Source organism: Vreelandella olivaria (assembly GCF_023507745.1).
GTDB lineage: Bacteria > Pseudomonadota > Gammaproteobacteria > Pseudomonadales > Halomonadaceae > Vreelandella > Vreelandella olivaria_A.
In genome coordinates, this window is sequence record NZ_JALPZO010000066.1 from 172,227 (window position 1) to 183,955 (window position 11,729).

Annotated in this window: 13 protein-coding genes; 8 read left to right on the forward strand and 5 right to left on the reverse strand. The window is 52.1% G+C overall.

Annotation, left to right across the window (positions count from 1 at the left end; translation table 11 throughout):
- Window positions 1-60: 60 nt before the first annotated feature.
- From HP566_RS06075 to argC, 5 genes are all read right to left on the reverse strand, one after another.
- Entirely contained in the window at window positions 61-819 is a 759-nt protein-coding gene (locus HP566_RS06075) for an amino acid ABC transporter ATP-binding protein (RefSeq protein WP_284041329.1), read from the reverse strand.
- A gap of 11 nt (window positions 820-830) precedes the next feature.
- Window positions 831-1,502: an amino acid ABC transporter permease gene (locus HP566_RS06080; RefSeq protein WP_249976371.1), complete on the reverse strand. Its 672-nt coding sequence runs from the start codon at window positions 1,500-1,502 to the stop codon at window positions 831-833.
- Between the two features lie 91 nt (window positions 1,503-1,593).
- On the reverse strand, window positions 1,594-2,367 hold the full coding sequence (locus HP566_RS06085; RefSeq protein ID WP_249976372.1) for a transporter substrate-binding domain-containing protein: 774 nt from the start codon (window positions 2,365-2,367) through the stop codon (window positions 1,594-1,596).
- Window positions 2,368-2,516: 149 nt separating this feature from the next.
- Window positions 2,517-2,870: an iron-sulfur cluster insertion protein ErpA gene (gene erpA, locus HP566_RS06090; protein WP_249976373.1), complete on the reverse strand. Its 354-nt coding sequence runs from the start codon at window positions 2,868-2,870 to the stop codon at window positions 2,517-2,519.
- Window positions 2,871-2,972: 102 nt separating this feature from the next.
- Window positions 2,973-4,007, reverse strand: coding sequence for an N-acetyl-gamma-glutamyl-phosphate reductase (gene argC, locus HP566_RS06095; RefSeq protein ID WP_249976374.1), 1,035 nt, complete (start codon window positions 4,005-4,007; stop codon window positions 2,973-2,975).
- Between the two features lie 221 nt (window positions 4,008-4,228).
- Between argC and HP566_RS06100 the strand changes: the two genes are divergently transcribed.
- The 8 genes from HP566_RS06100 (at window position 4,229) to HP566_RS06135 (ending at window position 11,689) form a co-directional block, all read left to right on the forward strand.
- Window positions 4,229-6,028 (forward strand): chloride channel protein, encoded by a 1,800-nt coding sequence (locus HP566_RS06100; RefSeq protein WP_249976375.1) that lies wholly within the window; start codon window positions 4,229-4,231, stop codon window positions 6,026-6,028.
- A gap of 9 nt (window positions 6,029-6,037) precedes the next feature.
- Window positions 6,038-6,469 (forward strand): protoporphyrinogen oxidase HemJ, encoded by a 432-nt coding sequence (gene hemJ, locus HP566_RS06105; protein WP_249976376.1) that lies wholly within the window; start codon window positions 6,038-6,040, stop codon window positions 6,467-6,469.
- A complete protein-coding gene (gene thiD, locus HP566_RS06110; protein WP_249976377.1) occupies window positions 6,469-7,278 on the forward strand; it encodes a bifunctional hydroxymethylpyrimidine kinase/phosphomethylpyrimidine kinase in 810 nt (269 codons plus the stop codon). Before hemJ ends, thiD begins: the two co-directional genes overlap by 1 nt.
- Before the next feature lie 36 nt (window positions 7,279-7,314).
- Window positions 7,315-8,595 (forward strand): glutamate-1-semialdehyde 2,1-aminomutase, encoded by a 1,281-nt coding sequence (hemL, locus tag HP566_RS06115; protein ID WP_249976378.1) that lies wholly within the window; start codon window positions 7,315-7,317, stop codon window positions 8,593-8,595.
- 143 nt (window positions 8,596-8,738) lie between these two features.
- On the forward strand, window positions 8,739-9,008 hold the full coding sequence (locus HP566_RS06120; RefSeq protein ID WP_249976379.1) for a hypothetical protein: 270 nt from the start codon (window positions 8,739-8,741) through the stop codon (window positions 9,006-9,008).
- A gap of 179 nt (window positions 9,009-9,187) precedes the next feature.
- The gene (rdgB, locus tag HP566_RS06125) at window positions 9,188-9,796 is read left to right on the forward strand and encodes an RdgB/HAM1 family non-canonical purine NTP pyrophosphatase (protein ID WP_249976380.1); all 609 of its coding nucleotides are present in this window, start codon (window positions 9,188-9,190) and stop codon (window positions 9,794-9,796) included.
- Complete coding sequence (gene hemW, locus HP566_RS06130; protein WP_249976381.1) at window positions 9,789-10,958, forward strand: radical SAM family heme chaperone HemW; 1,170 nt, start codon at window positions 9,789-9,791, stop codon at window positions 10,956-10,958. The genes rdgB and hemW overlap by 8 nt, the downstream gene beginning before the upstream one ends.
- A gap of 53 nt (window positions 10,959-11,011) precedes the next feature.
- Window positions 11,012-11,689 (forward strand): OmpA family protein, encoded by a 678-nt coding sequence (locus tag HP566_RS06135; protein ID WP_249976382.1) that lies wholly within the window; start codon window positions 11,012-11,014, stop codon window positions 11,687-11,689.
- The last annotated feature ends 40 nt before the right edge of the window (window positions 11,690-11,729 follow it).

The following is an 11,729-nucleotide window of genomic DNA, read 5'->3' on the forward strand; positions in this document are numbered from 1 at the left end:
AAATGGCCTGTCGCTCTGACAGGCCATTAAATGAGCAAAAATCAGGGGTATGGCGTCGCTTTAATGCTTCAATACCCGTGCTAAAAATGACCTGGTTCGTTCATGCTGAGGGGTATCAAATAGCTGTTCTGGGGTTCCTTGCTCGGTTATCTCTCCTTTATGGATAAAGATGATGCGATCGGCTACTTCACGTGCAAAGCCCATTTCATGGGTGACAATCACCATCGTCATTCCCTCTTTAGCCAGCTCACGCATGGCATCAAGCACTTCCCCAATCATTTCAGGGTCAAGAGCGGAGGTTGGCTCATCAAATAGCATGAGCCTGGGTTCCATGGCCAGTGCACGGGCCAGCGCCACGCGTTGCTGCTGGCCGCCAGAGAGCTGGCTGGGATATTTGTCTGCCTGGTCGGCAATGCCTACCCGCTCTAACAGACGTTTTGCCGTCTCCTCGGCATCCTGGCGGTTCCAGCCGCGTACTTTCATGGGGGCGAGGGTGATGTTATCGAGCACGCTAAGGTGGGGAAACAGGTTGAACTGCTGAAACACCATACCCACTTCGGTACGAATGGTTTGCAGGGCTTTACTGCTTTTGCCGTTGGGCAACAGCTCATTGCCATCCACATCCAGTGAGCCGGACTGAAACTCTTCCAGGCCATTAATGCAGCGAATCAGTGTTGATTTGCCTGAACCGCTGGCGCCAATGATGACCACGACTTCGCCAGGGACAATCTCAAGGTCAATAGTATTGAGCACGTGCAGGCTGCCAAAATGCTTATTGAGCTTCTGCATACGCACAATGGGTTGTGTAACGTTGTTCATTGCGCTTGTCCTTATTGTCCGACGAGGCCTCTACGCTCCAACTGGCGCAGGATGATGGAGAGGGTCCAGGTGATGGCGAGATACATCAGTGCCACCATGAAATAGACCTCAAGGGCGGTGAAGGTGGTCGCGATGTAAATTTGCCCCTGGCGTACCAGTTCACCCACGCCAATCACGGAGAAGAGTGATGTATCTTTAATACTGATAATGCCCTGATTACCCAGTGAAGGAATCATGCGACGGAAGGCCTGGGGCCAAATCACATAACGGAAGGCCTGGGCGCGAGATAGCCCCAAAGAGAGTGATGCTTCGCGCTGGCCTCGCTCAATGGATTGCACACCACCGCGGACAATTTCGGAAATATACGCGCCTGAATTGATAGCGATGGCAGCAATCCCTGCCACCAGGGCATTGATCGGACCTCCCAACAATTGCGGCAGGCCATAAAAGATAAACAGCACCTGAACAAGAATGGGAGTACCGCGAAATACCTCAACATAGAAAATGGCTGGCCAGCGTAACCAGCGTACGCGGCTGATGCGCAATAAACCGAAGAAAATACCAATAAAGAAGCCTATGGCGAGGCCTCCGAACGAGATCATCAGTGTCCAGGGGATCCCTGGTAGCAAATAAGGTATTGAGCGAAAGGCCGCCGCCCAATCAAACTGAAAAGTGACTTCCACGCGCATTTCTCCTGAAAGGCAACCAAACAACACAGGGCCGGGGGCTAGGCCGCCCGGCCCTGTGTTGATGATTTAGTATTGGAGCGAGGTATTAATCTTCGCTGGGAGACTCGCCAAACCATTTCTCGTAGATTTCATCGTAGGTGCCATCTTCGTGCATTGCCGCAAGCGCTTCGTTGGTCGGCTCTACCCATTCACTACCTTTATGGAAAACAATGCCGTATTGCTGGCCTTCATATAGTGGGCCTACCACTTTGGTACGGCCTTCCCCTCGGGTTTGGGCGAAGTAGGCAACATTGGGTGCATCATAGAATGCAGCATCAACATTACGGCCTAACAGGGCCATATACATATCGCTGTTGCCTGGGTAGGGGGTAATGTCGGCATCATCACCCAACTGCTCTTGAAGGAAATCGTAGCTGGTGGAGCCTATACGGGTGGCAATGGAAAGGCCGACGAGATCTTCGATGGTCTCAACATCGTCATTATCGGCACGGACAATGATTTGCAGGCCTGAATCGTAGTAGGGGTCTGAGAAGTCGACGATTTCTGCACGCTCTTCAGTAATTGTGACCCCTGCAATGGCGATCTCCTGGCTACCGGTTTGCACCGCAGGAATAATGCCTGCGAACTCCATGGTAGTGAGGTTTATTTCAAAGCCAGCCCGTTCAGCCACTTCATTGATGATATCCATGTCGAAACCGATCATTTCACCGCTTTCGGGATCCATCATTTCAAACGGTACGAAGCTGGGGTCTGTGACGACGTTGACAGTGGGAGTATCGGCAGTGGCCAAGGTAGTCGTGCTGGCAAAACCCACCGTTAAGGCGGTGGCAATAGCTGTCTTGGTAAATATAGGCTTCATTAGTTTCCCCGTGTTTTATATTGTTGTCAGCGATACTTAAAGAAGGTTTTTCTTTAAAAAATCGTGTTAACAACCGTTATTGACCTTTCAACCTTGGCGAGAAACCGCCAAGGCGTCAAGTTGCGGGGAGGGGTTGCAACTAACGTTAGCTAGACCATAAATGAGGCGCCACAACCACAGGTAGTTGTGGCGTTGGGGTTTTGAACGCGAAAGCGCGCCCCGGCAAGCCCCTCTTCATAGTCGATGGTTGAGCCTACTAAATATTGATAAGAGAGAGGGTCTACCACCAGGGTGGCATCACCAAATTCGATCAGGGTATCGTCATCGGCAACGTTCTCAGCAAAGTCAAAACCATACTGAAAACCTGAACAGCCACCACCGGTGACGTAAACGCGGAGTTTAAGCGCAGGATTGCTCTCTTCGCTCATCAACGCTTTGATGCGCTTACGTGCACTATCAGATAACAGTAGTGGGGTTGGAACAAAAGCTTCTGCACCGCTCATGGGTACCTCCCGCGAGCTTTAAAAACGAATAATCGGCATTGGGGGGTGATTATGGGTAATTCCCAGCAAATTGGTCAACTATTGCTGGGAATTCGTCGAGGCTTAAGGCATCAGGGCTGGGGCGTTAAGGCCCATCTTCTCATCAAAACCAAACATTAGGTTGAGGTTCTGGACTGCCTGACCAGAGGCGCCTTTGACCAGATTATCAATCACCGAGAGCACCACCACGGTATTGCCATTGCCAGGGTGGTGAACCGCGAGTCGGCAGGTATTACTGCCTTTAACGCTGCGGGTTTCCGGATGGCTGCCAGCAGGCATGACATCCACAAAGGGCTCATTGGCATAGCGTTGTTCAAACAGTGCCTGCAAGTCGTCAGGCTCCTTTGTTAGCGTACTATAGAGTGTAGCGTGAATACCACGAATCATCGGTGTCAGGTGGGGAACAAAGGTCAGCCCTACCGGATTTGGCTGCATATCCGCCAGCCCTTGGCGAATCTCAGGCAAATGGCGATGTCCGGCGGCACCATAGGCTTTCATGGATTCGCTGGCTTCGGCTAACAGCGATGCTACTTTAGCGCCACGGCCTGCCCCCGTAACGCCTGACTTACAGTCTGCAATTAGCTGTTGATGGTCAATTAATCCTGCTTCCAATAGTGGCAGATAGCCCAATTGAACAGCCGTGGGATAGCAGCCAGGTACAGCAATCAAACGCGCTGTTTTAATCTTTTCCCGATGCATTTCCGGTAATCCATAGACCGCTTCTTTAAGGAGTTCAGGCGCTCCATGAGGTTGGTCGTACCAGCGACTCCATTCATCGGCATCGCGTAAGCGGAAATCCGCAGACAGGTCGATCACACGGGTGCCATTATCGAGCAACTCGCCTGCCAGGGCATGGGCAACACCATGGGGGGTGGCAAAGAACACTGCGTCCATTGCTCCCAGCATTTTGGCATCGGGTTCGCTGAAGGCCAGCGTGTCGTAGTGGCCACGCAGGTTGGGATACATATCGCAAACCTTGGTGCCAGCTTCCGAGCGTGAAGTAATCGCTTCTACACTGACTTGAGGATGCTGGGCGAGGAGACGCAACAGTTCTACACCCGTGTAACCCGTGCCGCCGACAATACCAACCTTAATCACAAACCACTCCTTGCGCGTTACGCACGTTAATAGCTGTCTATTAAGACACCCCAATAATTAACAGCCTAATTAAATGACTCCAGGCTGTCGAAGCGTATCCAGCTATGATACACAAGAGACGTGGCTCTTAAGAGCTCTCAATGGTACCAACAACGGCTGCTTATTTTTAATAAAACGAGCAACCCGCTAAAAAACGAAAAATAAGCGCAAGGATGATCGTTGTGGCTCGCTTTTCCCGATCAGATTTCACTCTGGAGAGTTTTCGTCGCCAATTGGCGAACATTGATGCATTGCCGCAGCTCTGTGTGCTGGGGTTGGTTTCCGGGGTGATAACAGGAGCGGTGATGGTGGCCTTTCGTCTGCTGCTTGAGGCAGGGGCTGCACTCTATATGCCTGACGGTAATCCGGAAGGGTTTGAAAGCCTGGCTCCCTGGCTACGGGCGTTACTCCCTATAGTGGCAGTGAGTGTGATTGGCGTATTGCTTTATCGTCAAAAGGCAGCGGCGCGCAAGCTGGGGGTGGGCCATGTGATTGAGCGATTATCCTATCATCAGGGGCGCTTTCCGCTACGCAACTGGCTGAACCAATGGTGGGTAGGCGTTGTTTCCGTGCTGGGGGGGCTTTCTGCCGGGCGTGAAGGGCCTGCCATTCATTTAGGGGCAGCCGCATCAAGTGGGTTAGGACTTAATCTAAGGCTACCCAATAACAGCCTGCGTGTGTTAGTTGCCTGTGGTACAGCTGCTGCCATTTCAGCATCATTTAATACGCCGATCGCCGGGGTAATCTTCGCCATGGAAGTGGTGATGATGGAATACACTCTGATGAGTTTTATGCCGGTTATTCTTGCCTCCACCATGGGGGCATTGGTAGCCCAGGTGGTATATGGCAACGAGCCTGCATTTCGGATTCCAGAAGTTGCCCTTGGTTCCTTAATGAATTTGCCCTGGGTTGTTGTCATAGGGCTGTTCATTGGCCTATTGGCCGGGCTATTCATTCATATATCTCGTAGTCAGCAGTTACAGGCGTGGCCGCTATGGTTAAGGTTGGCATTTGTGGGCGTAGCGACAGGTGCTGTGGCCTGGTGGTTCCCAGAAATACAGGGGATCGGTTATGACAGCGTAGCGGCAGCGCTTAATAATCAACTTGAGCTTAACGTGTTATTCGCCTTGATGATTGCCAAGTTATTGATTACTGCCATTACTGTCGCGGGTGGAGTACCCATAGGTATTATTGGACCGGTATTGGTAGTGGGGGCCGCTACGGGTGCCTTGGGGGGAATGCTGGGTGGTTGGTTATGGCCGGACAAAGCGGCAGACCCAGGGGTCTATGCCATGCTGGGTATGGCTGCCATGATGGGGGCCGTATTGCAGGCACCGCTGGCGGCATTGATGGCACTGCTTGAGCTGACGCATACGCCCCATATTATGCTACCCGGCATGTTAGTCGTGGTGGTTGCCTGCTTAACGTCCCGCCAACTAACTGGTTGTGAAGGGTTTTTTATCAGCTCAGTGCGATACGGCCTGCACCCGCTGCAACAACCGTTAATGCAGGCGCTTTCCCGTGTCTCAGTGCCGGCGGTGATGGAACGGCATCTGGTGCGCACGGAACGAATGATCACCCCTGATCAGGCTCGCCGTTTGCTGGAGACCAACCCGGTTTGGCTGGTCATTGAGCGTTCACGTGAAGAAAAGCCTGTACTGGCGTTGAAAGCCGCCGAGTTGGCTCGCTGGCTGCTGGAACATGATGAAGCACTACAGGGAGAGGTGCCACCAGATGACGAATTAATAGATTTACTCGAGATACCTGGGCAACGACTTGAAATGGCGCCTATTGGGTTACAGGCAACCTTGTCAGAGGCCTTTTTAAAATTGCAGGGCGGCGCCTTTGGTGCTCTTTATGTTGTGCACGGCTATAGACCAAAGCAGCAGCGAATTTCAGGTATCATCACCCGTGGTGCTATCGAGCGTTATTACCACTACGCCGATCCGCGGGAATCTGACCCCCGCGATCCTACTGCTTAAGGAGAGACAATGTACCTATGGGTGAAGGCCATTCATTTGATGGCTGTTATTACGTGGTTTGCCGCCCTGTTTTATTTGCCGCGTTTATATGTGTATCACGCAATGGCGCGGGATAAAGGCGATGCACAGGCGATAGACTATTTCAAAACCATGGAGCGTAAGCTCTACCGTGGCATTATGACTCCGTCCATGATTCTTGTTTTGATCTTCGGTGGCTGGATGCTTTACCTGGTACCTGGCTGGTTTAGCCAAGGATGGATGCATGCAAAACTCACGTTTGTGGCACTACTGATTGCTTACCATCATGTATGTTTGATTTATTTAAAACAGTTTGCCCAGGCTCGCTGTACCAAGAGTCATGTTTTTTTTCGCTGGTTTAACGAAGCGCCCGTCATTGCCCTGGTTGCGATAGTTATTCTGGCCGTTGTGAAGCCCTTTTGATGCGCCAATCACTTCCTCCCGTTGTACTCGTGCTTGCAGGTCATGACCCTACTGGTGGTGCCGGTCTGGTGGCTGATAGTGAAGCAATTGCTGCCTGTGGTGGCTGGGCGGCGACTATCCCTACCGCACTCACTGTTCAAAATTGCCATAATGTGACGCGTATCGTGCCTGTTGATCCTAATGGCATGCGTCAAATGGCTGAGGCACTGAGTGATATGCAGATTGCGGCGATCAAGCTTGGCCTGCTGGCAGATGAGCCGACGTTGAGGGCTGCGGAACAAATTATCCGGCGCTTTCCTGGTGTGCCTGTGGTCGCTGACCCGGTGTTGAAAGCAGGCGGTGGTGCTGAGTTATCCACAGCTGTTTTGCATAAACTGTATGTGGATCGTTTGTTACCACTTGTGGATATTTTGACGCCTAATCGTTTTGAGTTAGCGGCACTGACACCTGATATTGCCGCTCCCTACGATGATACAGCCCGGGCAGTTGCCTTACTTTCACAGGGTTGTCAGGCTATTTTGGTGACAGCAACCGATGATCCAGTACCAGGTAATGAGCAGCAGGTAGTACATACACTACACTCACCAGATACCACCCGGCAGTGGCAATGGCCACGTTTACCGGAGCTCTTTCACGGTTCAGGCTGCACGCTAGCCTCCGCTATTGCTGCACGCTTGGCTGTAGGTGAGCGCTTACCAATAGCCTGTGAGCAGGCACAGCACTTTACCTGGGAATGTTTGTCTCAGGGTTATCAACCACCCAGTGGCCAGTGTTTGCCTAATCGCTTGCCACGCACCGTACGCTTTTGATCTCATTGGCAGTAAGCCATAAATGTTGAGGATGCCATGACCACATCTGCTGAACTGTTTGACCTAGCGAGCCGCCATATACCTGGGGGGGTTAATTCGCCTGTCCGAGCGTTTAAAGGTCTTCATCGCCCACCTGTTTTTATGGAGCGTGCCCAGGGGGCTTATCTGTTTGATGTGGAGGGTAATCGCTACGTTGATTATGTTGGCTCCTGGGGGCCGATGATTACCGGGCATGCTGATCAGGATGTACTGGCGGCGGTGCGTGCGCGGCTGGACAATGGCTTATCGTTTGGGACTCCCACGGCTGTTGAAACCACCATGGCAGACCTGATCTGCGAGATGATTCCCTCCATGGAAATGGTGCGCATGACCAGCTCGGGTACCGAAGCCACTATGTCCGCCATCCGACTGGCACGCGGCAGTACCGGACGTGACAAAATCGTGAAATTCGAGGGCAACTACCACGGGCATTCCGATTCGCTGCTGGTCAAAGCGGGTTCTGGTGCTCTCACCCATGGTGAACCCAGTTCCCCTGGTGTTCCAGCGTCGCTTGCTGAGCACACTATTACGCTTTCGTTTAACGATCCGGAAGGCGTGGAAGAGTGCTTTGCTGAGGTTGGTGAGCAGATAGCCTGTATCATCGTAGAGCCTGTGGCTGGAAACATGAACTGTATTCCTCCCCAGCCGGGTTTTTTAGAGACGCTTCGCCGTGTATGCAATGAGTACGGCAGCATCCTGATTTTTGATGAAGTGATGACGGGGTTTCGCGTCGCCTTAGGTGGTGCGCAAGCGCACTATGGCATTACCCCAGATCTCACCTGCCTGGGTAAAATTGTTGGTGGTGGAATGCCTGTCGGTGCCTTCGGTGGCAAACGCGACATTATGCAGAATATCTCGCCGTTAGGGCCCATCTACCAGGCTGGTACGCTTTCAGGTAACCCGTTGGCTATGGCAGCAGGTGTGGCGCTGTTAACCAAACTACAGGTACCCGGCTTTCATGATGCGTTAACTCAACGGGTTAATACGTTGTGTAATGGGTTACAAGAGCTTGCTAATGCAGCCCGTGTGCCAATGTTGACGCAGTCAGCGGGAGGAATGTTTGGCCTGTTTTTTACCTCGCAGACGCGGGTAGATAATTTTGCCCAGGCTACGGCTTGTAACCCCGATGCTTTCCGCCGCTTTTTTGGCGCCATGCTGGATCATGGTGTGTATTTAGCACCATCCGCATTTGAGGCAGGTTTTATGTCCAGCGCCCACACCCCGGAAGATATTCAATTCACCCTGGACGCAGCAGAGAAAGCCTTTTCCGTTATGTAATGCAGATAATGCCAAGTCGTTTCTACTGCTACACTGCAAGAGCCGCTCATATCGAGCGGCTCTTGTGGTTCATAACGCTGTTAACAACCGCCATTGTTTCGATTGACTTAACCGCGAGCGTAGTCGCCGCACAGGAGCAGGATATGACACAGATCCACATCACCATGGGCGGTTCGCCAGGCGCTGAGTTTTCTGCCCACTGGCGTATTACTCATGAAGGTGAAACCACAGAACACGTAGAAGAGCATGGTACGGTGCCTGCGGAATTTACGTTTAAAGGAACAACACTAGAGGGAACGGTAACATTGCTGACGGATGATGAGCGTCTTGAGGTGGATATCGTCAAAGGGAGCCATCGTTCACGCTCTTCCACCCAAGGTAAAGGTGGGACGCTGACCGTGAGTGCTCTTTAACATCTTTAAAAGTACTAACATACTAATTTTAAATAACTTTCCTTGTTTTTGAGAAATCTGGCATTGGTTCAGGATGAGTGAGCATAAATTTGCGCACGATATCTTAAACAGCGCCATGTTGGCTTTAGATGCCAATTCGATCAGCGTAAACTGAGTGCTTCACACATGGAGGTTTCCTTATGTCAGCGCTCAATACGCTTGTGTTAGCTAGCGGTAATGCTGGAAAACTTAAAGAGTTCAACCAGTTGCTTATGCCATTAGGCTTGAATGTCCGTCCACAAGCAGATTTTGGCGTACATGATGTCGAAGAAACGGGTCTGACCTTTGTTGAGAATGCGCTCCTAAAGGCTCGGGAAGCCAGCCGGATCAGTGGATTACCTGCGTTGGCTGATGACTCTGGCCTTGAAGTTGACGCACTCCATGGAGCACCGGGTATTTATTCGGCCCGCTATGCCGGAGAGCCAAAAAGCGATCAGCGCAATAATGAAAAATTGCTAAGTGCTTTAAGCGATTGTGCTGAGGGGCAGCGCACCGGGCGTTACTGGTGTGTATTGGTATATCTGCGCCATGCAGAGGACCCTGTGCCTGTTATCGTACAGCGCAGTTGGGAAGGCGAAATTTTAGCGCACCCCCGTGGTGAAAATGGCTTTGGGTATGATCCGTTGTTCTGGTTGCCTGATCAGGGTATGAGCGTTGCGGAACTGCCCAGTGAAACCAAGAACCGCCTTAGCCACCGGGGTCGAGCGTTGCAGGGCCTGGTTGAACTGCTGAAGGTAGCGCATGGCTGAGCTGTTGCCACCTTTATCCCTCTATATTCATACCCCCTGGTGTGTGCGTAAGTGCCCTTACTGCGATTTTAACTCTCATGAACCCGGCTCTGGTGAGCTTCCAGAAGCGGCCTACCTGAACGCATTGCTAAATGATTTGGATGGTGATCTTGCGCTCGCTCAAGGCCGTATTATTCAGACCATTTTTATTGGTGGCGGTACACCGAGCTTGCTATCGCCAGCCTTTTATCAGTGGCTATTCAACGAGATACGCCTACGGTTGCCATTTGCTTCAGATATAGAGATTACCTTAGAGGCTAATCCAGGCACCACCGAGCAACGCCGGTTTATCGGTTATCGTGAGGCGGGGATCAATCGGTTATCACTCGGTGTCCAGAGCTTTCATGCTGAGCAGCTAAAAGCGCTGGGTCGCATCCATAACGGCCAGGAAGCCATCCATGCCGTGGGTGAGGCGCGCCAAGCCGGTTTTGACAATATCAATATCGACTTGATGCATGGCCTGCCCAGACAAACGCCTGCCCAAGCCATGGAGGATATTGACCAGGCGTTGTCTCTTTCACCTGAACATCTCTCCTGGTATCAACTGACGCTGGAACCTAATACTGCCTTTTTCTCGCATCCTCCCGTGTTACCTGAGGAGGAGGCACTTTGGGATATCCAGGAAGCCGGTCATCAACGGCTTGAACAGGCAGGTTTTCACCGTTATGAGATATCTGCCTATGCCATTAAAGGCCGGCAAAGTCGCCACAATATCAATTATTGGCAGTTTGGTGATTACCTGGGAATCGGTGCAGGTGCCCACGGCAAGCTGACAGTGGTTGATCATCAAGGGCAGTGGCAAATAGAAAGGCGCTGGAAAACACGCCAGCCCGATGCTTATCTTCGGCGCTCTAATGACCCTCGGGGGTTTGTGGCGGGTAAGCAGTTAATTGCGATTGATGAACTGCCCCTGGAATTTGCCATGAACGCACTACGTTTAACCGATGGTGTCCCGATGCGTATTTGGTCAGCTCATACGGGGCAACCAGCAGAAGCGTTAATTGCCCGGTTACAAAATGGCCATGAAAAAGGACTTTTGATGGAAATGCCTGAAAAGCTGCGTGCATCACCGCAAGGTCTATTATTCTTGAACGAGTTGTTGGCACTAATCAGTAATGAGTGACCAGCGATAAATAGTGCAATGACCCAGAAGAGAAGATAAACAAGGAGTGAGTGATGCGTATTTCTCGACTACTGACCCCGTTGGCGGCTGCCATTCTGGTAGCGGGTTGTGCTACTTCTGATCCTTATGGTGGCCAGACCCAGCGTTCCAGTACCGCGATGGGCACGGGTATTGGCGCAGCGGTGGGTGCCGCAGCAGGTGCACTATCAGGCGACGGCAGTACCAGCCGGCGTGACCGCGCACTGATCGGTGCTGCCGTGGGCGCCGCTGCCGGGGCGGGCGTAGGTGCTTACATGGACCGTCAAGAGCAGCAGCTGCGCGAGAATCTGCAAGGGTCGCGTATTGAGATAGATCGCCAGGGCGATGATATTGTGCTTAATATGCCCAGCAGTGTAACCTTTGGCTTCGACTCCTCCGAGTTGACTGCAGATGCGCGTCGTGCACTTGGTGAAGTGGCTAATGTTCTGACTCAGTATACGGACACCCGCGTTAATATTGCCGGGCACACTGATAGTGTCGGCGATCCCAGCTACAACCAGCGGCTTTCTGAGCGCCGGGCTCAATCGGTGGGGAGTTATCTAAGCCAAAACGGGGTTTCTTCTGCACGCCTCAACACCATGGGCTATGGCGCTAATCAACCTGTAGCGAGTAATGATACCGAACAGGGACGGGCCCAAAACCGCCGGGTGGAAATTACCCTTACCCCCACCGGAAATGGCCAAGGGTACTAGGCCATTAACCGAATCGGCATTGCTGTTGAAAGCCCGCTAT

Bases quoted from the DNA above. Each gene is read 5' to 3' on its own strand.
- HP566_RS06075 (WP_284041329.1), bottom strand. From the start codon at position 819: ATGAACAACGTTACACAACCCATTGTGCGTATGCAGAAGCTCAATAAG.
- HP566_RS06085 (WP_249976372.1), bottom strand. From the start codon at position 2,367: ATGAAGCCTATATTTACCAAGACAGCTATTGCCACCGCCTTAACGGTG.
- erpA (WP_249976373.1), bottom strand. From the start codon at position 2,870: ATGAGCGGTGCAGAAGCTTTTGTTCCAACCCCACTACTGTTATCTGAT.
- hemJ (WP_249976376.1), top strand. From the start codon at position 6,038: ATGTACCTATGGGTGAAGGCCATTCATTTGATGGCTGTTATTACGTGG.
- thiD (WP_249976377.1), top strand. From the start codon at position 6,469: ATGCGCCAATCACTTCCTCCCGTTGTACTCGTGCTTGCAGGTCATGAC.
- hemL (WP_249976378.1), top strand. From the start codon at position 7,315: ATGACCACATCTGCTGAACTGTTTGACCTAGCGAGCCGCCATATACCT.
- HP566_RS06120 (WP_249976379.1), top strand. From the start codon at position 8,739: ATGACACAGATCCACATCACCATGGGCGGTTCGCCAGGCGCTGAGTTT.
- rdgB (WP_249976380.1), top strand. From the start codon at position 9,188: ATGTCAGCGCTCAATACGCTTGTGTTAGCTAGCGGTAATGCTGGAAAA.
- hemW (WP_249976381.1), top strand. From the start codon at position 9,789: ATGGCTGAGCTGTTGCCACCTTTATCCCTCTATATTCATACCCCCTGG.
- HP566_RS06135 (WP_249976382.1), top strand. From the start codon at position 11,012: ATGCGTATTTCTCGACTACTGACCCCGTTGGCGGCTGCCATTCTGGTA.